Here is a 21,330-nt window from a genome sequence, read left to right on the forward strand (position 1 = left end):
GGCGGGTACATCGGAGCAGTCCATTGTCGAAGGGGCGTCGCCGAATGAGGCTGCACCGGTTGGAGTTGACCGCGTTCGGGCCGTTCGCCGCGACCACGGTGGTCGACTTCGACGAGTTGGGGGCGGATGGGCTGTTTCTGCTGCACGGGCAGACCGGGGCGGGGAAGACCACCGTGCTCGATGCCATCGCGTTCGCGCTGTACGGGCGGGTGCCGGGGGCGCGGGGGGAGAGCAAGCGGCTGCACTCCGATCACGCGGACGAGCAGACGCCGCCGCAGGTGATGTTGGAGGCGACGCTGGGTGGGCGGCGGGTGCGGCTTTGTCGCACACCGGAATTCCAGCGGCCCAAGAAGCGTGGCACCGGGTGGATCACCGAGCAGGCCAGCGCCACCTTGGAGTGGCTGGACGGGCGCGGGCTGAATCTGTCGCGCATTCCGGATATCGGCGAGGAGATCGTCCGGCTGCTGGGTATGAGCGCCGACCAGTTCTTCCAGGTCGTCCTGCTGCCGCAGGGCGATTTCGCGCGCTTCCTGCGCGCCGACAACGAGGATCGCGAGAAACTCCTCGAAAAGCTCTTCGACACCGAACGTTTCGGTACGGCGGAGCAGTGGCTCATCGACAAGCGCCGGGCCAGCGCCGCCGACCTCGACACTCGCCGCCAAGCCATCGACCGATTGGTCGCGCGCATCGGCGGAGCCGCTGGACTCAATGCCACCGAAACCGTCGGTCCCCTGGAGGCGGTCGAATGGTCCCAGGATCTCCTCACCACCGCCCGCGCGACCCTGACCACCACCGCCGCGGAACGCGAAGCCCGCGAAGCGGATTCGACGCGCGCCAGGACTGCCGCGGAGGATCAGCGCCGCCTGCACGACCTGCACCGTCGCCACACCGCCGCCCGCGCCCAGCTGGACGCCTACACCGCCGCGGCTCCCCGCCGTGCCGAGGTACAGGCCGAACTCGAGCGCGCCCGCCGCGCCGAACCCGTGGCCACCGCCCTCGCCGAGGCCCGTAGCGCCGCCGTCGCCCTACGCCGCCGCGACGAGTCCACCCACCGCGCCGCCGAGGAACTCGCCGCCCGCCTGATCGAGCCCGCCAGCGCCGAGCTGCCCGGAACCTACTGGGCAGCAGCCGATCTGGCCGCCGCCGAACTGGCGGGCACGGAACTGGCCGACGACCTGGCCGGGATTACGCCCCTCCAGGACGAGCTGGAGGAGCCGCCGCACCGAACGAGCGCGACCGATGGGGCGTCGGCCGCAGGGGCGGCTTCTGGACCGGTCACGGGCGGTGCGGCCACCCATGGTTACGGGGATGCCACGCGCACGAGTGGGCTGGACCATGCGATCCAGCGTTGGACCACCCATATCGGCGCGCTCGACGAGGTGCGGGCCGATGCGGAGTCGGCGACGAAGCTGGCGGGGGAGATGACTCGGCTGCGGCGGGAGCAGGCCGAATTGGCTGGGCGCGCGGAGAAGTTGGCGCGGTTGCGGGAAGAACTGCCGGAGTCGATCGCGCGGGTGGAGTTGCGGTTGCGTGAGGCTGGGGACGCGGCGGCCGGGCTGCCCGTCCTCGAGGCCGAGTGTGATCGGTTGCGGGCCGCCGCGTCGGCCGCCCTCGAATTGGCCACTCGCCGGGCCGAACTCGCCACGGCGCACGCGGCGTTCGAGTCGGCGCGCAAGAACCATCTGGACGCGCGCGAACACACTCTGGCGCTGCGAGAGCGGCGCTTGGCGGGTATGGCCGCCGAATTGGCGGCCGCCCTCGAGGACGGTCGGCCCTGCACCGTGTGCGGTTCCGTGGAGCATCCCGATCCCGCGCGCACCTCCGAGGCCACGGTGTCGAAGGATGCCGAGGACAAAGCGCTACAGGCCGAGCGCATCGCCGAATCGGCCCGCGAGCGCGCCCAGCAGCAGGTCGCCGACCTCGAACGCGCCGTCGAGGTGCTGGTCGAGCGCGGCGGTGACGCCGACAAGGCGGAACTCGCCGCCGCGCTGAACGCCGCCACCGAACGCTTCGAGACCGCGCGCACCCTCGCCGCGCGCGTCGAGCCGCTCACCGCCGATCTGGCGCGCCTGCGCGCCGACGAGACCCGTCTCCAGGACGACCTGCGCGACTGCGAGAACCGAGGCAGCGCGAATACCGAGCGCATTGTCGCCACCGACCGCCGCCTCGCCGAACTCACCGAACGCCTGCGCGCGGCCGCCGGAGCCGACGGCACGGTGGAGCGACGCCGCGCCCGCCTGCGCACCCTGGTGGACGAGGCCACCGCGCTGCGCTCCGCCCGCGCCGATGTCGCGACCGCCCGTGACCAGGTCGCCGCCGCGGCCCTGCGCGTCGAAAACCTCTCCCGCGAAGCGGGTTTGACCGACACCGCGCAGCCGCCCGTCATGGCCATCGACGGCACCGGCCCCGACTACGCCGTGCTCGCCGACTACGCCCGCATAGTCGATGCCGCATCCCGCACCGCGGCGCAGCAGGCCGATCTCGAGGACGAACTCGTCACCGCCGACCGCGCCCGCGCCGCCGCCGCGGCAGTCCTCGCCGAACCCGAGGTCCAGGCCGCCGCCACCGCCGAACCGGGCGACCTCACGGAGCTGGAAGCAGCTGTGGCACAAGCCCAATCGCGACTCAACGAGGCGGTGGCCGCGCACTCCGGCGCGCTGCGGCGCGTCGAGCAGCTGGAGGGGCTGTGCGGCCAGCTCTGGGCCGCCGTCGACCGCATCGCACCCATGCAGAAGGCCCATGAGGAACTGTCCGCACTCGCCGACGTGGTGGCCGGACGCGGTGCGAACAACCGCAAGATGTCGCTGCGCTCCTACGTGCTCGCGGCGCGCCTCGAGGAGGTCGCGCTCGCGGGTTCGGTCCGACTGCGCCGAATGTCGGGCGGCCGTTACGAATTCGTCCACTCCGACGCCGCCGGACCGCGTGGCCGCCGCGGTGGCCTCGGCCTCGACATCCGCGACGACTACACCGGCGCCATCCGCCCCGCCAAAACCCTCTCCGGCGGCGAAACCTTCATGGCCTCACTGTCCTTGGCGCTCGGCCTGGCCGATGTCGTCGCCGCCGAATCCGGCGGGCTGGTGCTGGACACGCTCTTCATCGACGAGGGCTTCGGCAGCCTCGACGCCGACACCCTCGACGCCGTCATGGGCGTGCTCGACGAACTCCGCTCCGGCGGCCGCGTGGTGGGGGTGGTCAGCCACGTCGACGAAATGCGCCAACGCATTCCGAGCCGACTGCACGTCGTGCGCGGCCGCTCGGGTTCCTATCTGGAGGCCACTGTCGCCTGAGTCGCCTGTCGGTCCGAACGCGATGCGATACGGGCTAAGCCTCCGAGCGGCTCTCATGATCCAGCAGCCAGCGCTTCACGCCCAGGCCCCAACGGAATCCGCCCAGCGTGCCATCGGTGCGAATGATGCGGTGGCAGGGGACGAACAGGGCCGCGGCGTTACGGGCGCAGGCGTTGGCGGCTGCGCGTGTGGCGGCTGGGCGGCCCGCGACGGTGGCGTACTCGGTGTAGGTGACCGGATTTCCGGCAGGGATCTTGCGCAGAATCTCCCAGGCGTGCACCAGGAACGGCCCGGAGACTTGGCGGACCGGGACCGGATCGATGGCCGTCAGGTCACCGGAATGGTATGCCGCAACGGCTTTCGTGACCACGCCCAGCGAATCCCGTTGGCGCAGTTCGGTGGGCCGCAGGGTCGGGTGTACGAGCTGGCGGAGGTTCTCGGCGTCGCTGGTCCAGCCCGAGGCCAGGACCGCACCGTCAGCGTCCACCAGAGTGGTGAACGGCCCGGCGGCGGTATCGATGGTCGCGAAGTCGGCGGTGCGGACAGCCGTGTCACCGGCGGCGAACTCGGCGGTGCGGACAGCCGTGTCACCGGTGGTGAAATCTGTGGTGCCGACAGCCTCCCCCGTAGCGAAATCGGCGGTGCGGGCGGTGGTTTCGATGCTCACAGGGCTGTTCTCGCTTTCCGGGCGCGGACCGCGCCGTCGGGGGCGGGTGCGGGATTGGAGAGGGCGTGCTTCCACAGGTGCATGGACAGATACGAGCGCCACGGCGTGAACCGGGCGGTATCGGTGAGATCCAACCCGAGCAGGTTCCCGCCGCGCCGCACCACCAGATCGGTGTGCAACAGGATATCGGGGTCGGCGAGCAGCCGCATGGTGACGTAGTCGGCCGTCCACGGGCCGACGCCGTCGAGGGCGAGCAGGTCGCGGCGCACGTCGGCGGCGGTGCGACCGGCATGCAGCACCAGGTCGCCGGAGGCCAGCGCGCGGGCCGCGCCCACGATCGCGGCGGTCCGGCGCACCGGACCGGTCAGCACCTCGGTGCCCCGTTCGGCGATGGCGGCGGGGGTGGGGAACAGGTATGTGCCCGAACCCGGCACCGGCTCGCCCAGGGCGGCGACCAGCCGGGCGGTGTGGGTATTGGCGGCGGCCACCGAGATCTGCTGCCCGATCATGGTGCGCAGCAACAGTTCCGGGCCGTCCAGGCAGCCGGGTACGCGAATCCCGGGGCTCGGCAGCGGTCCCCGCAGCCCGGCGGCGAGCGCCTCGTCGATACCGATCGGATCGGCGTCGAGGTCGAGCAGGTGCCGCAGCCGCGACACGGTCGGCGCGAGATCGCGCATATCGTGCAGCGACAGCGTGGCGCGCACATGCCCGGGCTGCACGCTCATGCGCACCGTGGCGTGGCCGTGCGGGGTGCGCACGCTACGGGTGTAGGACCCGTCCTCCCACAGCTCCAGCCCCGGCGCGGCGTGCGCGGACATGAACCACTCCAGCCACGGCTTGTCGAGGGGTTCGCGGTAGGGCAGGCGCAGCGTCAGCGTCCCATTGGTGGCGGGCACGGCATCGCCGTTGCGCCGCACCTCTTCTCGCAATCGCGTGGGGCTGACGGCGAAGACTTCCCGCACCGTGTCGTTGAATTGGCGGATGCTGGCGAAACCGGCGGCGAACGCGATATCCGACATCGACAGCTGCGTGGTCTGAATCAGCAGCCGCGCGGTGTGCGCGCGATGCGCGCGCGCCAAAGCCAGTGGGCCAGCGCCGAGTTCGGAGGTCAGCACGCGGGTCAGCTGCCGTTGCGAGTAGCCGAGCGAATCCGCCAGCGCCGGAACCCCGCCGCGCTCCACCACCCCGTCGGCGATCAGCCGCATGGCCCGAGCCGCCAAGTCCGCCCGCGTATTCCACAGCGGCGAGCCCGGGGCGGCATCGGGCAGGCAGCGGCGGCAGGCTCGGAATCCACATTGCTGCGCTGCTGCTGCGGTCGGCAGGAACATGACATTCGTGCGCTTCGGCGTGATGGCCGGACACGAAGGGCGGCAATAGATTCCGGTGGTCCGCACGGCCGTGAAGAACTGCCCGTCGAAGCGGGCGTCCCGTGTGGCGACGGCGCGGTAGCACCGTTCGAAATCCAGTCCGGTTGCACTCACGCGAACCACACTTCCAGGCGTGGCCGATCTCCGCTAGCGGAAATCAGACAGGGTTAGCAGCAGCGGGTGCCGGGATTGCGGTCGGCCGCGTCGTGCCGCTGTCGCCAGTACTCTGCCTCGCTGGGAATCTCCTGGTCGGGATGGTGCAGTCGCAGATGCTGCACATATCGCCGGTAGTCGTTGCCGCCCAGAATCGAATTGAACCACCACAGGAATCCACGTACGGCGCGCGACAAGGCGCGAACCGCCGACCGCAGGCGCGAGCCCGCGGTCGGCGGCACGGTGGAAGCACTCATCGAAGTCCGTTGTACTCCGCTAGCCGTGCACGGTCGACTTCGCGCCGGGCGCGCGGACCTGTCCGGAGGCGATGAGCTCGTCCCATTCCTTCTGCACTTCCTTCTCCGCCTTGGTGGCGAGGAAGCTGCTCGGGCCGAAGATCTTCGACGGCTCCTCCGGCGATTCGGTGGTCTCGCTGCCGCCCCGGCGGATGGCGCGCACGCACACCACCACGCCGACCACGGCCACGATCAGCACCAGCAGTGCGAAGACGATCGACAGCGTGCCCTGGATGAAGGTATTGCGGACGATCTTGTCCAGATCGGCGATCTGCTTGTCCAACGCCGCCGCGTTCGCCACGCCGGATGGCAGCTGTCCGCTGTCGCGGGCGGTCTCGAAGGCGTCGAGCTTGATCTTCGCGTTGTTGTGCGAGGTCCAGTACCCGATCTTGGGGTCCGCGGAGAAGATCTTCTGCCAGGACGCGGTCATGGTGACGATCAGATCCCACGCCAGCGGCAGTGCGGGAATCCAGGCCCACTTCAACAGGCCCTTCTTCACCACGATCACCGTCACCACGGTCAGCGCGATGGCCGCCAGCAGCTGGTTGGCGATGCCGAACAGCGGGAAGAGGGTATAGATGCCGCCCAGCGGATCGGTGACACCCATGAGCAGCACCGAACCCCACGCCGCGACCACGATGGCCGAGCACAGCCACGCGCCGGGCCGCCACGAGGCGTCCTTGAACCGGGAGAACGGTCCACCCAGATTGCCGAGCGAATCCGAGACCATGAAGCGCGCCACTCGGGTACCGGCGTCGATGGTGGTGAGGATGAACAGCGCCTCGAACATGATGGCGAAGTGGTACCAGAACGCCTTCCAGCTCGCGCCGCCCAGGAACTGGTGCAGCACCTCCGACATGCCGACGGCCAGCGTCGGCGCGCCGCCGGTGAGCGACACGATCTTCTTCTCGCCGATATCCTCGGCGGCCTGGGTCAGCTGTGCCGCGGTGATCGGATCACCGTGCAGCCCTAGGCCGTTCACATAGTTGGCCGCCGTCTCCGGGGTATTGCCGGTCAGTGCGCCGCTGGCATTCATGGCGAAGTACAGGTGTTGGTCGATGATGCTCGCGGTGACGATCGCCATGATCGCGACGAATGACTCCATGAGCATGCCGCCGTAGCCGATCATGCGCGCCTGCGACTGCTTCTCCAGCAGTTTCGGGGTGGTTCCGGAGGACACCAGCGCGTGGAAGCCGGAGAGCGCGCCACACGCGATGGTGATGAACAGGAACGGGAACAGGCTGCCCGCGAAGGCCGGACCATTGCTGCTGGAGGCGAACTGCGACACGGCCGGAGCCTGCAGCACCGGCATGGTGATCAGAATGCCTGCGGCCAGCAGGAAGATGGTGCCGATCTTCATGAAGGTGGACAGGTAGTCGCGCGGTGCGAGCAGCAGCCACACCGGCAGTACCGAGGCGAAGAAGCCGTAGAGGATCAGCAGCCACGCGATGGTGGCGGCGGAGAGGGTGAACCAGTCACGGCCCCAACCGGATTCGGCTACCCAGTTGCCGGAGACGATGGCCAGCATCAGCAGCGTGAAGCCGATCACCGACACCTCGCCGACCTTGCCCGGCCGCACGAACCGCAGATAGATGCCCATGAACAGCGCGATCGGAATGGTCATGGCGATGGAGAACACGCCCCACGGGCTGCCGCCCTCGAGGACGCCCGTGGTCGGGTTCTTGGTGGCGGCCAGCGCGTTGACGACGACGATGCCGAGCACGGCCAGCAGGATCATCATGATCACCAGCACGCCCACGATGGCGGCCACGCCGCCGATCGGCCCCAGCTCGTCGCGCGCCATCTGGCCCAGCGACCGGCCGCGCCGCTTGGACGACGCCCACAGCACCAGGTAGTCCTGCACCGCGCCCGCGAGCACCACGCCCACGATGATCCAGATGGTGCCCGGCAGATATCCCATCTGCGCGGCGAGCACCGGGCCGACCAGCGGTCCCGCGCCCGCGATGGCGGCGAAGTGGTGCCCGAACAGCACCCGCCGGTCCATCGGCATGAAGTCCTTGCCGTTCTCCATGGCCTCGGCCGGAGTGGCGACATCATCGCGCGGTTTGGTGATCTTCCATTGGATCAGCCGGGCGTAGAACTGATACGCGAGAATGTAGGTGGAGACCGCGGCGACCACGATCCACACCGCATTGACACTCTCGCCGCGCGCGAACGCGACAATTGCCCAGGCGACCGCGCCGAGGACGGCGATGGCGAGGAAGATGCCCTTCTTGGCGGGCGTCAGGGGCGAACGGTCGACGATGCCTACCGGAGGTAGGGCAGGGTCCGTCCGGAGGTATTCGATGGTCGCCATGCGACAACTCTCCCGTGCGGTACAGCGGTGTCTACGGAAAACAGGAACAACGTAGCGAATCCGGCACGGCGGTGACCCCGACTTGGCCAAGTCGTTCACCGTCATGTCGTTCCAGGTAAGGGTGGCCCGGAGGACGCTGTGCCCCCGGACCGGAGTTGCGCGGCGGGGGCGTGGCATGCCGCGAGTCCGCGTGTGAGGCTCGCATGCGTTGATAGCCGACCGTATGCTGCCATGCCGAGTGGGACCTGCGTCACTCGGTCCGACGAACGGTCTGAAATCTGCGACCAACGGTAGGAGTGAGGCTGAGCAGGGAGGTCCGGGGGGCGGATTCCGGTGCGGTGGTGTCTCGGCGCGCCGTACTGCGGTCCGCGCTGGGGCTGCCGCTGCTCGCGGGCTGCGGCGGCGGCGCGGACGACGCGGTCACCTTCTTCTTTCAGGCGCGGCCCGAGGAGGCGCGCACCCGGCTGCTCATCATCGACGAATTCCGCAGGCGGCGACCCGATATCGAGATCCGCACCATCATGTCCGGCCCGGATCCGCTCCAGCAGATGCTCACCTACTGCGCGGGTGGGAAGTGCCCGGATGTGCTGATGGCGTGGGAGCTGCTCTACGCCGGGCTGGCCGAGCGGGGGGTGCTGGCGGATCTGCGGGAGTTCCTGGATCGCGATCCCGGCTACGCGGAGGCCCTCGCGGCGGACGGGTATGCGCCGCTGCGGGATACGTTCCGGTGGCGGGGCGGGCAGTTCGCGCTGCCGGAGCAGTGGTCGGGGGTGTTCCTCTACTACAACCGGAAGCTGTTCGCGCAGGCCGGGGTTCATGCGCCCACTCGGTGGGCGCAGGCGTGGAGTTTCGCCGAATTCCTGCACGCCGCCAGGGCTTTGACGCGGGCCGACGGTGACGGGCGGGTGCGGCAGTGGGGGTTCGTGGACGCCTGGGTGCCGTATTACTCGGCGGCGTGCTTCGGGATGAACAATGGGGCGGAGTGGTTCAGCCCGCCCGTCGCGCCTACCCGTACCAATATCGGGGACCCTCGTTTCGCGGAGGGCCTGCAGTTCTATGCCGATCTGGCGGTGCGCCATCGGGTGGCACCGCGCGCGGCCGATCAGCAATCCGTCTCGGCCCCCGATCTTTTCGCGCGGGGACGGGCGGCCATGCTTCTGGGCGGGCACTGGCTGTACTCGGAATTCGCGGGCCGCGAGGACCTGGACTTCGATGTCACGGTACTGCCGGTGGGGCCGCACGGTGGGCCAGCTGCGATCACCGATGTGGGTACCACCGGATTGGCCATCGCCGCGGCCAGTCCGCGCCGTGAACAAGCCTGGGAATTCGTGAAATTCGCGACCGGGCCCGAGGGGCAGGAGATCATCGCGCGGTCAGGGCTGTTCGTGCCGGTGCTGAAGTCCGCCATGCACTCCGAGGGATTCGCGGCCGCGCATCCCGGCATTCGGAATCTGGCGGTGTTCACCGAGGGTCCGGCGCATTCGCGCCATCTCGCCGTGACACCGGTGTGGGGCAAGGTCGAATCGCTGTTGGAGCGTGGCTGCAACCGGGTGTTGCGCGGTGGGGCACGGGCCGATTCGCTCGGTGGGCGAACCGCCGACGATATCGACGAATTGCTCAGGGCCAGTACGTGACCGGCGTGCTGGAGCGGGTGGACGCGCCTCGGGCGGGGGAGCGGCGGCCGTCGACGTCGGCGCTGGCTCGGCGGCGGGCGCGGGCCGGAGCGCTGTTCGTCGCGCCGAATGTGGTTGCGGTGGCGGTATTCCTGCTGTTCCCGCTGGGCTACTCGCTGTATCTGAGCTTCCACTCGTGGGATCTGTTCTCGCCGCCGCGGTTCATCGGGCTCGACAACTATCGGCGGCTGTTCGGCGACGATCCGTTGTTCTATATAGCACTGCGCAATACGGCCGTGTTCACGGTGCTCACCCTGGTCCCGACGGTGGTGATCAGTCTGGTGGTCGCCGCCCTGCTCAATCGAAAGCTGGCCGGTATCGGCGTTTTTCGCACCATCGCGTTTCTGCCGCTGGTCGCTTCGACGGTGGCCATGGCCGTGGTTTTCCGGTTCATCTTCGCCACCGAGGACGGGCTCGCCAACCTCGTGCTCGGCCGGGTGGGGATCTCGGCGGTGCCGTGGCTCACCGATCCGGACTGGGCGCTGGTCTCGCTGAGCGTGGTGAGCGTATGGAAGAGCGTGCCCTTCGCCACCGTCATTCTGTTGGCGGCCATGCAGGGTGTGCCCGAGAACCTCTACGAGGCAGCGCGTATCGATGGGGCGGGGCCGGTGCGCCGGTTCTGCTCGATCACCCTGCCGCTGATTCGGGGGGCGTTGTCGTTCGTCTTCGTCATCACCATTATCAATACGGTCCAGGCCTTCGATCAGGCCTATGCGCTCACCGGCGGTAACGGCGGGCCCGAGACCGGCACCTACGTGCTGGGAATCATGCTGTTCCAGAACGCCTTCCGGTTCTACGAGATCGGTTACGCCGCAGCGCTGGCCTGGATCATCTTCGCGATTCTTTTGCTGCTCACGCTGATACAGCTGCGGCTGGCCGGTCGCTCGGAGGTCGAGCTGTGACATCGCGGCGGGTGTACGGCAATATTCGTCGGCGTGTTGCCGGTGGGCTTCTCATCTATCTGGCGCTCATCGGAGTCGCCTGGTGCGCGCTCACGCCGATTCTCTGGGCGCTCTCTGCCTCCCTGAAGTCCGAGGGCGAGGTCACCGATCCGAATCCCTTTCCCGGTCAGCCCGAATGGTCCAACTACACAGAGGTTTTCGCGCTCATACCGCTGGGCCGCATGCTCCTGAACACCGTCGTGTACGCCGCATGTGTGACCGCGGGTCAGGTCTTCTTCTGCTCTTTGGCGGGATACGCCTTCGCGCGCTTGCGTTTTCCGGGCCGCGAGGCGCTGTTCCTCTGCTATCTGACCACCCTCATGGTGCCGCTGACCGTCACGGTCATTCCGCAATTCGTCCTCATGCGCGCCCTGGGCTGGGTGGACACTCCCTGGTCCATGATCATCCCCGGTCTCTTCGGCAGCGCTTTCGGCACCTACCTCATGCGCCAGTTCTTCGCCACGCTCCCCGCCGAGTTGGAGGAGGCCGCCATCCTCGACGGCTGCACGCCGTGGCAGATCTATTGGCGGGTGCTGCTTCCGCACACCCGTCCCGCGCTCATGGTCTTGGCCGTCCTCACCTGGATCACGGTCTGGAACGATTTCCTCTGGCCGCTCATCATGATTCAGCGCAACGACTACGCCACCGCCACCCTCGGCCTGGTCCGGCTACAAGGCCAGTACCACACCAACTGGCCCATCCTCATGGCCGCGGCGGTCCTCATCCTGCTGCCTCTCGTGGCGGTCTACGCCGTCGCGCAGCGGGCCTTCGTACGCGGTATCGCGATGTCCGGCATGGCAGGTCGTTGAAAGCGATACCGTGGTGCTCGGAGGTGACCAATGGAAGCATCGGGTGAGGCGACGGAAATCGATGAGACAGACCGCGCCACGAGGCTGCGGGCACTCGTCCGGCTCGGCGAGATGGCCGACCAAGGTGACTTCGACGAGTTTCTCGGCCACACGGCGGCATATCGCCGATAAGTTCTGAGGAATCTGGGATGGTCGAGACGGTGCGGCCCGCGATCCTGCTGGATGTGGATGGGCCGCTCAACCCATTCCGGCAGGGGGAGAAGCCGCGCGCTCCCGAGTACACGATGCATCTGCTGCGGCCCAAGGTCTTTCCAGGGATCGCGGCCAAAACGCTGCGGGTGTGGCTCAACCCCGAGCACGGAGAGTGGTTGCGGGAGTTGGCGGAGGCGACGGGGGCCGAGTTGGTGTGGGCCACCACCTGGGAGGGCGAGGCGAATCGGCTGATCGGCCCGGTGCTGGGGTTGCCGTCGCTGCGATCGGTGTCCTTCGGAGGCATGCGGATTCGGCACAGCGGTGGACGGCACGGAAAGTTGGCGGGGGTTGTCGCGTGGGCGGGTCGGCGGCCGCTGTGCTGGTTCGATGACGATTTCCAGGTGGGGGACGAGGATTGGGCTGTCGAACGGGCGGCGGAAGGGGCTCCCACGCGGCTGATTCCGGTCGATCCGACCGTCGGGTTGACGCGCGAGCACATCGAGATTGCTCGAGACTTTCTCGACGGGCTGCGCGAACCCGGGAATTAGTTGCGCATGCATGAAGTTGGTTGGGCTCGGGTGGTGCCGCAGCGGGCCGCCCACCGATCGATGAGGAGACAGTTCATGCGTGTGGTGACCGCGATCGCGGCGATACTGGCCGCGCTACTGGGCTTTACCGGGGCGGCCACCGCCGCGCCGAATACCGGCCCCGGCTGGCAGGCGGTCTGGGCGACGGCCGTGCACAAGCCGAATATCAGCTTCGCGCCCAACTGGTCCCAGGAGGGATTCACGAATCAGACGGTGCGGCAGGTGATTCGGGTCAGTTCTGGCGGATCGGTGTTGCGGGTGCGGTTGTCCAATGCCTATGGTTCGCAGCCTTTGGATGTGACGGGTGCGACCATCGCGCGGTCCTCCGGCGGGGCGGGGGTGCGACCGGAGTCGGTGCAGCACTTGAGCCTTGGGTTGAACCGTTCCTTCCGTATCGCGCCCGGGGCCGAGGTCGCCACCGATCCGGTGCCGCTGGCTGTCGCACCGCTCGAGGAGCTGACCGTCACCCTGTACTTCGCGCAGCCCACCGGTCCGGCCAGCTATCACGCGCAGGCGCTCGGTAACAGCTACCGGGCGGAGGGTGACCACCGCGCCGATGCCACCGCCGACGCTTTTACCGAGACCACCACCTCCTGGTACTACCTCTCCGCCGTCGAGACCGGGGATCTGCTGCCGCGGCGCTCCGGCGTGGTGCTGTTCGGCGACTCCATTACCGACGGCTTCGGCGCGACCAATGACGGCCGCAACACCTACCCTGACGAGGTCGCCGAACGTCTTGCCGCACAAGGGCAGTCGCGCGCGGTGCTCAATCTCGGCATCGGGGGCAATCGGGTGACCGTCGATTCGGAGTGGATGGGTGACAGTGCGCTGTCGCGCTTCCATCGCGATGTCATCGCCCAGCCCGGTGTCGGCACCGTGGTGATTCTCGAAGGCACCAATGACATCGGCCTCAGCGGTGGCGGCTTCGATCTCGGTGTGCCCTTTACGGTGGTCTCGGCCGAGGATCTGATCGCCGGACACCGTCAACTCATCGCCCAGGCGCGCGCCGCCGGACTGCGCGTCGTCGGCGCGACCCTGCTGCCCTTCGGCGGGTCGGACTACTACACCGCCGAGCGCGAGGCCGTTCGCGACACCGTGAACGCGTGGATTCGCACCTCCGGTGAATTCGACGCCGTCGTCGACCTGGAGGCGGCCCTCGCCGACCCGGCCGACGCCGATCGCCTCGCCGCCGCCTACGACGTCGGCGACCACCTGCACCCGAACGACGCGGGCTACGCGCTCATGGCCGCGACGGTGGAGCCGACCCTGGCGGGATAGCTGTCCGGACAGCCGGTCGTCGGCCCCCGCCCGTCCAGGTCGGGGGCCGATGCCGTTCGGTGGGGGAGCAGGGGCCGATGCTGCCTGGCTGGGTGCGGGGCCGTCGCCCGCCCGCGACCCTGCCGCACCCCGCCGGTAGACTTTTCCACTCGTGAGTCTCACCCTCGGAATCGTCGGCCTGCCCAACGTCGGAAAGTCGACGCTGTTCAATGCGCTGACCCGCAATGACGTGCTCGCGGCGAACTACCCCTTCGCCACCATCGAGCCGAATGTCGGCGTGGTGCCGCTGCCCGATCCGAGGCTCGACAAGCTCGCCGAGATCTTCGGCTCCGAGCGCATCGTGCCCGCCGTGGTGTCCTTCGTCGATATCGCGGGCATCGTCAAGGGCGCGTCCGAGGGCGCGGGCCTGGGCAACAAGTTCCTCGCCAATATCCGCGAAGCCGATGCCATCTGCCAGGTGGTGCGCGTCTTCGCCGACGACGATGTTATCCACGTCGACGGCAAGGTCGATCCGCTCAGCGATATCGAGGTCATCGAGACCGAGCTCATCCTCGCCGACCTGCAGACCTTGGAGAAGGCGGTGGTCCGCCTCGACAAGGAAGCCAAGGTCAAGAAGGACCGCAAGCCGGTGGCCGACGCCGCCAAACAGGCTCAGGAATTCCTCAACGAGGGCAAAACCCTGTTCTCGGTGCGCGACAAGGTCGACTCGGACCTGCTGCGCGAGCTCTCCCTGCTCACCATCAAGCCCTTCCTCTACGTCTTCAACGCCGACGAGTCGGTACTCACCGACGAGGCCAAGAAGACCGAGCTGAAAGCCGCCGTGGCCCCCGCCGACGCCGTCTTCCTCGACGCCAAGGTCGAAGCCGAACTCCTCGAACTCGACCCCGAATCGGCCCTCGAACTCCTCGAGTCCATCGGCCAGACCGAACCCGGCCTGCACGCCCTCGCCCGAGCCGGTTTCCACACCCTAGGCCTCCAGACCTACCTCACCGCGGGCCCCAAAGAAGCCCGAGCCTGGACCATCCACCAGGGCGACACGGCCCCCAAAGCCGCAGGCGTCATCCACACCGACTTCGAACGCGGCTTCATCAAAGCCGAAATCGTCGCCTTCGACGACCTCATCGAAGCGGGCTCCATGGCCGCCGCCAAATCCGCGGGCAAGGTCCGCATGGAAGGCAAGGACTACATCATGCACGACGGCGACGTCGTCGAATTCAGGTTCAACGTCTAGCTTTTCGCGGACATGACCTCGAGCCCCATCCGGATCCGGATGGGGCTCGGTCGTTTTGGAGGCTGTTCACGGTGTGGCTATTCCGATCAGCCCGCTGTGCGGCAGAAGCGGATGGTTTTCCCTCTCCGCGTGACCGCGATTTCTAGAGTTCGATGACGACCTTGCCCTTCACGCGTCGACTGGCCTGGAGTTCGACCGCGGCGCGGATCTGTTCGATCGGGAAGCTCGCGGCTATGGGGATCCGGAGGCGGCCGGTCGCCACCAGGTCGGCGAGTGCTTCCAGCGTGCCGGGGGCGGCGTTGGCGCCGTTGGCCGATGTGATTCCGTCGATCTGGGCGGCGATGGTGGTGATACGGCTGTCGGGGACCCCGAGTGTCCTTGCGGCGTGGACCGTTTCGGTGCCGAAGAGATCGATCGCGGCGGTGATACCGCTGGGAGCGATGGCGCGGACCCGGTCTTCCAGGCCGTCGCCGTAGGTGACCGGCTCGGCCCCGAGCTCGCGCAGGTAGTCGGCGGACGCCGGTGATCCGGTTCCGATCACCCGCGCCCCGGCGATCCGGGCGAGTTGCACGGCGAACACCCCGACCCCGCCGCCCGCGCCGCCGATCAACACGGTGTCCTCCGGCCCGACTTCGACCACGGCTACAGCGGCCGAGGCCGTACGCCCGGCGATGGTGAGGGTGGCGGCGGTACGGTCGTCGACGCCATCGGGAGTGTGATGGGCTTCGTTCGCCGCAATGCCCGCGCCCGGATCGATCACCACGAAATCGGCGACCGCGCGCGAGAGGGCGCCGCCGAACACTCGATCGCCGGGCGCGAAGCCGGTCACCCCCGCACCGATCTGGTCGACCACTCCGGCATAGTCGGTCCCGAATCCGACCGGCAGGGTGAGTCCGAACCGGCGGGCGGTGTCCGCGTCAGAGGTCATGTACCAGTCCATCGGATTCAGCCCGGCCGCGGTGACCCGCACACGCAGCTGTCCCGGCCCGACCTCCGGAACGGGAACCTCACGAACTTCCAGTACCTCCGGTCCGCCGAACGAATCGAGCCGGACCGCCCTGCTCACAGTGTCATCGCGCGTCTGCATGCTCGCCTGCCTCCCGATTTCTGTCTGATGGAATTGCCGGAGAGTGCCGTGATCAGGCTGCCCGCGTGCGTGCGCGGCGACGGGAACGACCAGCCCCACCGCCGCAATCGCGACGAGCGCTACGAATCCAAGCGCTCAGCGGCCGAACGGGGACTTCCGCAATCGACGCATCGGTCATGCTCAGGAATTTACGAGAACAACCCCGTTCTACCAGGTCAACGCTCCCGGACCGTCACGCCTGGCCCAGAACCGCAGCGCCCAGACACCCCTGAATTCGGCATGAACGTGCACTCGAGTTCGCTGTAGTCAGCCGCACGAAGCGGTAGAGGGAGGCGGGGCAGACTGCGGTTGGAACAGCGGATCCTGTGCAGAGGTTATTCGGTTCCAGAACGCGAGTCGAGGCGTGAACAGGGCGTATGACGTGCAGATACTAGACGCTGATGTGGTCGAATTCAGGTTCAACGTCTAGCTTTTCGCGGACATGACCTCGAGCCCCATCCGGATCCGGATGGGGCTCGGTCGTTTTGGAGGCTGGTCGCCGCGGTGTGGCCGTTCCGCTCAGCCCGGTATGCGGCAGAACAGCGCGTTCGGAGCGTGGTCGTGGCGAGCCCTATCCACGTTCGATCAGCTCGGTGAGTGGCATGGTCTCAGCGAATCCGGTCCACTGGGAAGCCGCCGTGAGTGGAACTTGATAGAGGTGACGGTGGTCCCGAGCGGCCTTGTGCTTCTTCCAGGCGGCTGCGCGGATCTTCGCGAAATCCCAGTAGAGATTGCCCCAGTAGTCGAGATGGTCGGGACCCTCGATATGGCTGGGATCATGCTGTACCGACCACCACTGTGTTCCACCGAACCACTGAACGGCGCTGCTCTGACCTGTGTCCGCCGAGTGGTAGCAGGCCACGGTGTAGGTTCCTGGTTCCGACAGTCGTTGCAGGAGCTCCGTTTTGCCGACATAGCCGGATCGGTCGGCGTGGTGATCGACAATGACTAGCCACTTCGGAAGGACCGCGCCTCCCAACGCGGACCTACCTGGCGTGTAAGCAGTCCCCGTGTCGACAAGACCCAGTTCGTCGAGGATCGTCTCTGCACTGGACTCGAGTAAGTAGACCGCCATCCAGGAGGTCCCGGACCTCAGTTGGCCTCCGAGGTCGGGTGCAGTGTGCGAGGAACTGTGGTCCGCGCCCTGCTGGGCTTCGGTGCTGGGCAACCCGGGATCTACATGCTGACGCGGAATCGTGCCGATGTGCCCCGGCGCGACGGCGGCGAGTTCGTGACTACGCCGCGCTGAGACGAAAGCCAGTGCGTAAGAATCGGTTTGCGTATCGATCTCGACCAACGCGGTTCCGACCGCCAGGCTTCGTGCACCGATGTATTCCAGGAGTTTCTCGACGTCCGTCCCTGGCCCGTAGGCTTCGAACTTGGCGCGAAGGGTCTTCGTCCAGCGCAGGTTCATCTCGGTCGGGTACATGAACAACGATCGGAGCCGGGCAATGACCTGGTCGAGAGGCTCTTTGCTGTCCAGTCGGACGATCTTGCGGTTGGCTTCGAGCCGGATCAACAATTCTTGGAGTGCGTCGTCGTGGTCTCGCCGTTGAATCGCCCGAACGTGATCGTCGCGGCCCGGTGCCAAGAATCGGACGATCTCTACAAAAGCATTGCGGTCGTACTGTTTTCCCACAGGTCCCTCTTCGATCTCGGCTGGTGCATCGACACCGTAAGGCAGGAAACCGACATCCGCCGCGGCGCACAGCATTGGGACAGTCCATGCCCTGCATTCGGCATGAGCGTGCACTCGAGGGCGAGGGTGAAGTTGCGGCCGCCCATCCGAATTCGGATGGGGCTCGGTTCCGGCCAGTGCCGTCAGCTCGATCTCATAGAGTCGCGGCCGTGGGACGATTCGTGAGCGTGTATGTGGTGGACCTCGATGAGGTGCACGAGGCCATCGGCGGAGACCGGGATGACATCCGGATGGCAGTGGAGGACTACGAGTGCGCTGACAAGTACGCGGCAGATGTCGCCTACTTCGCCGATCACCCAGCGGGCGAACGTACTCCGAGCATGCCGGAGGCATTGCGCGCGGTGATCGCAGGCGGGCCCTACCGGGCAGGTTTCGATTACCGGTACAACAAGGCCTACCGCGACATCTGTCAAACCTGCTCAGAGGGGAGTGCCTCGCATGGCCCCTATCGCGGCGACTGGTTGAGTGAAGTGGACCGAGGATTTCGGTCGGTAGGTATCGACGCCATCTCGTTCGCAGCTTTCGAGGGAGACGCTCCCAAAGGACTGCCGCCGATCGAGGACGGCGGATACGGCGAGTGGACGCATGCACAATGCGTGCGTGCGGTGGCTGAGTGGGAGGCAGCGAGCCCCCAGAGGATTGCCGCGCTGGATCGGCTTGTCCGCGAATGGGTTGGTGTAGGTGTGGATTTCGCCGCCATGGCAGCAGCGAAGCCTGGGTTCGGCATCGCCGGATTCTTCACGATCTGACCTGTTCCAGCTGGGACGAACGATCAGTCTCTGCCAGACAGGCTAGTCGTCGCTCCGGTCGTGTTGTGGGGCGGATCGGTCAGAGATTGCGAAGAAAAGGCTGAAATCGTATCGAAAGGTTGAGTGGCCTGGATGGCGGGTTTGCGGTGGAGCGAGGTCGAGAACTTTTTCGATCCCGATCTGATGGGCACGCTGCCGGACGTGTTCGTGCCGGGCACGTCGGTTGAGGATTGGCAGGCGGTGTTCGATCTGATTCGCTCGAAGGGGTGGGCATGGGAGTACTTCGAGGGTTCCGACAAGCGGCAGTTGCCTTGTGCCGCAGAGGTTTTGTCGCACCCTGATGATGCGGAGACCATGACGCTGCGTGTCTGGCCTGTCCCGGACGTGGAGGTGACCTTCCGTCCCTGGACTGCCGACGAGATCGACTTCTATGTCGACCTTCGCGAGTTGCGGGGCCAGGCCGGGGTGGACACTCTGTGCGATTTCCTGTGCACGATCGGCCGACGGCTGGGCAAGCCCGTGTCTATGTGCTCAGAGTCCAACATCGGTTCCACCCGTTTCCCGGTACTCGGTTTCGACCCCGCCGCGGACCGCGTGGTGCTGCTGGCAAATCCAAAGCTCGACTGACGTCTTCCGCGCTCTAATCGCGCTCGACCCCATGAATCCGCGCACTGTAAGTGGAGAGGATCGGACGATGGCGACAACGAATGATGTTGGGACGGAACAGGATCGCGGGACCGCCGGTGTGGGTGCCGCGCACCCGCCGAAGTGGAAGTTCTGGCTGCTGACGCTGCTCGGTCTCTATCCGATGCTGACCGTTCTGATCACCGTCACCGGCCCGCTGTTGGAGGATCTCCCCACACCGCTCCGGCTGGCCGTCATCCTGCCGATCGCGGTGGCGGCCATGGTGTGGGGCATCATGCCGTTCCTGACCAATCGTTTCGCTGGATGGCTGGCCCGCTGAGACCGCCCGAACCGAAACCTCTCGCGTCGAGCTGGGGCGTGCGAAATGCGTTGGGCCGCGAGAAATTCGGGTGCGGCGCCGTTTTCGGCGCGCCATGATGGCGCTGCGGCATCCGCGATTCCGGATGATCAAGTGACGGTGCGCGAACAGGCCGTTCGGCGGCCAGATACGCGACGACTAGCGAGGCGAATTCAGGTTCAACGTCCAGCCGCTAGTCGATCGGTAGTTCGAGCCATTGGCCGTCGGCCATAACGGTGCGTCCGGGGAACTCGTGGAATCCGTTCCACACTTGGATGCGTTGTGGGGCGAGTTGGATATAGACGAAACCCGGCATGGTGCGCGGGTCGTGGGATACCCGGGCGTATCCGTCGGCGGCGGTGGGGTCGATCTCGTCGACGGGGATGAGGGAGGCGGTGGCGTCGATCATGATCACGTCGGCGGTGTCTCCGATGGCGACCCTGGCTCGTTGGGTGGCGCGGAGGTTCGCGACGGTTCGGCTGTGCTCGAAGGTGGCCGTGGTGAGGGTGGTCGTGTTCCAGGTGTAGGACACGGGGATGAGGTGGGGGCCGAGCCCATCTCCTGCGGTGGCGAGCCACATTTGGTGGTTGGACTCGAGTCGCTTCAGTGCGTCCGCGCGTCGTTGGGCGAGGGTGCGCGGGGTGGGCGGCTGCATGGATTCGGCTGTCATTGCTTGCCTTCGTCGAGTTGTCGGAGCAGATTCGGCTCCGGTTGGTTCGCTGCGATCCAGCGACCGGTCGCCGGGAGAGCGCACAGGATGAGAATCAGCAGGCTCGCGATGACCGCGACGAACATGACGGTGAAGCCTCTGTTGAAAAGCTGTGCGGCGCTTGCGATCAACGCGATGCCTGACGCGAGGATCAATAGGAGGCGGCCTGCGTTCATGTAGGCCAGTAGGAGAGATCCGCCGATCGACCAGGCCAACCCGATAACCACGGCGACGATCCCCATGGTGATCAGGTCTGCGTATCCACCGTTCTCCGGATACTCCTGGACATGGTCTTCGATCGCGACGATTGTGTAAAGAACCCACAGGGCTCCGGCGATTCCGGTGATCGGTCCGAGGATCAGTGCGGTGATCGCCGCGGTGGCGGCGGTGGCGCCTCGTGGAGTCGGCAATTCAGTTGGATCGCGCGGATCTCTCACACCTGGTTCCCCTCGTTTGGACTTACGAGGAGAACAACGAGACGAAAAGCAGACCCGTTCCAACCGACAGGACCGTAGCCGCGACCGCAATGGCCCGCCCGCGAATGCGCGGCGGCACGGCGAACGCAATACAGAACCCGGTCGTAACCGCCGAGGGCACCGACAGCATGGTGCTGAAGATGAGTGCGTAGCCGTGTGGGTCGCTGGCCGGGTCGTCGGACAGCCGCGACCTGAGTGCGAGATACAGACACTCCAGCCAGAACGCACCGGCAAGCAGGCCCAGCACGCCCGCGACCACTCCCAGCAAGGGACTCCAATACTCGACCGGCTTCGACATGATGCCCTCCCTCCCACGAGTACAGCACACCGGTCTCCCGTGCCGCAGGCGAAGCGAACCCGTTGCCGCAGTACGCAATTGCCCACAACGCCACTTCGCGGCATACCCGTGGTTGGTCTGCGGGGTGGCAGTCTCGATGTGGGTTCCCGGCCTCAGCTCGCCGCCGCGAGCACCCGCCACTTCTTCCTCGGCCGCTGGCGGGCTTGCGGCGCGGAGCATTCGATCCGTCGCCGCGCCTCGGGGGCGCTGATCCGCAGTAGGTCGGTCAATAGGTCCACGGTGTCGCGGTAGCCGGTGTCGGCGGCGAGGCCGCGGCGCTCGGCTTCGGCGACGGCCGCGCGCATGGCGGCGTCCAGTCGCCTGCGGCGACGTTCGGTTTCGACGAGGGTGCGCAGCAAATCGACATCGGCGAGTTCCCGCCATCGCGGGGCTGGAGCATTGGGTGCCAGCGCGGTCGAATGTATGGTCACGCGGAGCAGTCTACGACACTTCC

20 protein-coding genes are annotated in these 21,330 nt (G+C 67.1%); 10 read left to right on the top strand and 10 right to left on the bottom strand.

All coding sequences use genetic code 11. The features are described from left to right. The first annotated feature begins 44 nt into the window (after positions 1-44). A complete protein-coding gene (locus ACIBH2_RS16770; protein ID WP_397118277.1) occupies positions 45-3,287 on the top strand; it encodes an AAA family ATPase in 3,243 nt (1,080 codons plus the stop codon). Positions 3,288-3,321: 34 nt separating this feature from the next. Here ACIBH2_RS16770 and ACIBH2_RS16775 read toward each other — a convergent pair whose 3' ends face one another. From ACIBH2_RS16775 to ACIBH2_RS16790, 4 genes are all read right to left on the bottom strand, one after another. Beyond that, entirely contained in the window at positions 3,322-3,807 is a 486-nt protein-coding gene (locus tag ACIBH2_RS16775; protein ID WP_397120799.1) for a methylated-DNA--[protein]-cysteine S-methyltransferase, read from the bottom strand. A 143-nt stretch (positions 3,808-3,950) separates the two neighbouring features. Then, positions 3,951-5,435, bottom strand: coding sequence for an AlkA N-terminal domain-containing protein (locus tag ACIBH2_RS16780; RefSeq protein WP_397118279.1), 1,485 nt, complete (start codon positions 5,433-5,435; stop codon positions 3,951-3,953). Between the two features lie 53 nt (positions 5,436-5,488). Continuing rightward, on the bottom strand, positions 5,489-5,671 hold the full coding sequence (locus ACIBH2_RS16785; protein ID WP_397120801.1) for a YbdD/YjiX family protein: 183 nt from the start codon (positions 5,669-5,671) through the stop codon (positions 5,489-5,491). A 79-nt stretch (positions 5,672-5,750) separates the two neighbouring features. Then, positions 5,751-8,087, bottom strand: coding sequence for a carbon starvation CstA family protein (locus tag ACIBH2_RS16790; protein WP_397118281.1), 2,337 nt, complete (start codon positions 8,085-8,087; stop codon positions 5,751-5,753). A 341-nt stretch (positions 8,088-8,428) separates the two neighbouring features. Between ACIBH2_RS16790 and ACIBH2_RS16795 the strand changes: the two genes are divergently transcribed. The 6 genes from ACIBH2_RS16795 to ychF all read left to right on the top strand — a co-directional run bounded on the left by ACIBH2_RS16795 (position 8,429) and on the right by ychF (position 14,798). Beyond that, positions 8,429-9,721: an ABC transporter substrate-binding protein gene (locus tag ACIBH2_RS16795; RefSeq protein WP_397120803.1), complete on the top strand. Its 1,293-nt coding sequence runs from the start codon at positions 8,429-8,431 to the stop codon at positions 9,719-9,721. A gap of 17 nt (positions 9,722-9,738) precedes the next feature. Beyond that, on the top strand, positions 9,739-10,662 hold the full coding sequence (locus ACIBH2_RS16800; protein WP_397120805.1) for a carbohydrate ABC transporter permease: 924 nt from the start codon (positions 9,739-9,741) through the stop codon (positions 10,660-10,662). Between the two features lie 11 nt (positions 10,663-10,673). Next, positions 10,674-11,510 (top strand): carbohydrate ABC transporter permease, encoded by an 837-nt coding sequence (locus ACIBH2_RS16805; protein WP_397120807.1) that lies wholly within the window; start codon positions 10,674-10,676, stop codon positions 11,508-11,510. Positions 11,511-11,698: 188 nt separating this feature from the next. Continuing rightward, the gene (locus ACIBH2_RS16810) at positions 11,699-12,250 is read left to right on the top strand and encodes an HAD domain-containing protein (protein ID WP_397118283.1); all 552 of its coding nucleotides are present in this window, start codon (positions 11,699-11,701) and stop codon (positions 12,248-12,250) included. A gap of 75 nt (positions 12,251-12,325) precedes the next feature. Next, positions 12,326-13,567 carry an SGNH/GDSL hydrolase family protein gene (locus ACIBH2_RS16815; protein ID WP_397118285.1) on the top strand — a complete coding sequence of 414 codons (1,242 nt, stop codon included), beginning with the start codon at positions 12,326-12,328 and terminating at the stop codon, positions 13,565-13,567. 151 nt (positions 13,568-13,718) lie between these two features. Next, the gene (ychF, locus tag ACIBH2_RS16820) at positions 13,719-14,798 is read left to right on the top strand and encodes a redox-regulated ATPase YchF (RefSeq protein WP_397118287.1); all 1,080 of its coding nucleotides are present in this window, start codon (positions 13,719-13,721) and stop codon (positions 14,796-14,798) included. 142 nt (positions 14,799-14,940) lie between these two features. Here ychF and ACIBH2_RS16825 read toward each other — a convergent pair whose 3' ends face one another. After that, positions 14,941-15,864 (bottom strand): NADP-dependent oxidoreductase, encoded by a 924-nt coding sequence (locus ACIBH2_RS16825; protein WP_397118290.1) that lies wholly within the window; start codon positions 15,862-15,864, stop codon positions 14,941-14,943. Positions 15,865-16,495: 631 nt separating this feature from the next. Further along, positions 16,496-17,638, bottom strand: coding sequence for a hypothetical protein (locus tag ACIBH2_RS16830; protein WP_397118292.1), 1,143 nt, complete (start codon positions 17,636-17,638; stop codon positions 16,496-16,498). A gap of 134 nt (positions 17,639-17,772) precedes the next feature. On the opposite strand from ACIBH2_RS16830, the gene ACIBH2_RS16835 reads away from it, so the two are divergent. From ACIBH2_RS16835 to ACIBH2_RS16845, 3 genes are all read left to right on the top strand, one after another. Continuing rightward, positions 17,773-18,372: a hypothetical protein gene (locus ACIBH2_RS16835; RefSeq protein WP_397118294.1), complete on the top strand. Its 600-nt coding sequence runs from the start codon at positions 17,773-17,775 to the stop codon at positions 18,370-18,372. A 132-nt stretch (positions 18,373-18,504) separates the two neighbouring features. After that, a complete protein-coding gene (locus ACIBH2_RS16840; RefSeq protein ID WP_397120809.1) occupies positions 18,505-18,999 on the top strand; it encodes a hypothetical protein in 495 nt (164 codons plus the stop codon). 67 nt (positions 19,000-19,066) lie between these two features. Beyond that, positions 19,067-19,336, top strand: a complete 270-nt coding sequence (locus tag ACIBH2_RS16845; protein ID WP_397118296.1) for a hypothetical protein — start codon at positions 19,067-19,069, stop codon at positions 19,334-19,336. A 211-nt stretch (positions 19,337-19,547) separates the two neighbouring features. On the opposite strand, the gene ACIBH2_RS16850 is transcribed toward ACIBH2_RS16845, so the two are convergent. The 4 genes from ACIBH2_RS16850 to ACIBH2_RS16865 form a co-directional block, all read right to left on the bottom strand. Next, the gene (locus tag ACIBH2_RS16850; RefSeq protein WP_397118298.1) at positions 19,548-20,024 is read right to left on the bottom strand and encodes a pyridoxamine 5'-phosphate oxidase family protein; all 477 of its coding nucleotides are present in this window, start codon (positions 20,022-20,024) and stop codon (positions 19,548-19,550) included. Continuing rightward, the gene (locus ACIBH2_RS16855) at positions 20,021-20,500 is read right to left on the bottom strand and encodes a hypothetical protein (RefSeq protein ID WP_397118300.1); all 480 of its coding nucleotides are present in this window, start codon (positions 20,498-20,500) and stop codon (positions 20,021-20,023) included. The genes ACIBH2_RS16850 and ACIBH2_RS16855 overlap by 4 nt, the downstream gene beginning before the upstream one ends. Positions 20,501-20,522: 22 nt before the next feature. Next, positions 20,523-20,837, bottom strand: a complete 315-nt coding sequence (locus tag ACIBH2_RS16860; RefSeq protein ID WP_397118302.1) for a hypothetical protein — start codon at positions 20,835-20,837, stop codon at positions 20,523-20,525. A 152-nt stretch (positions 20,838-20,989) separates the two neighbouring features. After that, positions 20,990-21,307 carry a DUF222 domain-containing protein gene (locus ACIBH2_RS16865; RefSeq protein WP_397118304.1) on the bottom strand — a complete coding sequence of 106 codons (318 nt, stop codon included), beginning with the start codon at positions 21,305-21,307 and terminating at the stop codon, positions 20,990-20,992. Positions 21,308-21,330: the final 23 nt, after the last annotated feature.

Source organism: Nocardia sp. NPDC050406, from assembly GCF_044459025.1.
Classification (GTDB): Bacteria; Actinomycetota; Actinomycetes; order Mycobacteriales; family Mycobacteriaceae; genus Nocardia.

Excerpts from the sequence above, each read along its gene's own strand:
- ACIBH2_RS16810 (WP_397118283.1), top strand. The coding sequence starts at position 11,699 with ATGGTCGAGACGGTGCGGCCCGCGATCCTGCTGGATGTGGATGGGCCG.
- ACIBH2_RS16840 (WP_397120809.1), top strand. The coding sequence starts at position 18,505 with ATGGCGGGTTTGCGGTGGAGCGAGGTCGAGAACTTTTTCGATCCCGAT.
- ACIBH2_RS16850 (WP_397118298.1), bottom strand. The coding sequence starts at position 20,024 with ATGACAGCCGAATCCATGCAGCCGCCCACCCCGCGCACCCTCGCCCAA.
- ACIBH2_RS16790 (WP_397118281.1), bottom strand. The coding sequence starts at position 8,087 with ATGGCGACCATCGAATACCTCCGGACGGACCCTGCCCTACCTCCGGTA.
- ACIBH2_RS16845 (WP_397118296.1), top strand. The coding sequence starts at position 19,067 with ATGGCGACAACGAATGATGTTGGGACGGAACAGGATCGCGGGACCGCC.
- ACIBH2_RS16830 (WP_397118292.1), bottom strand. The coding sequence starts at position 17,638 with ATGCTGTGCGCCGCGGCGGATGTCGGTTTCCTGCCTTACGGTGTCGAT.
- ACIBH2_RS16860 (WP_397118302.1), bottom strand. The coding sequence starts at position 20,837 with ATGTCGAAGCCGGTCGAGTATTGGAGTCCCTTGCTGGGAGTGGTCGCG.
- ACIBH2_RS16815 (WP_397118285.1), top strand. The coding sequence starts at position 12,326 with ATGCGTGTGGTGACCGCGATCGCGGCGATACTGGCCGCGCTACTGGGC.
- ACIBH2_RS16770 (WP_397118277.1), top strand. The coding sequence starts at position 45 with ATGAGGCTGCACCGGTTGGAGTTGACCGCGTTCGGGCCGTTCGCCGCG.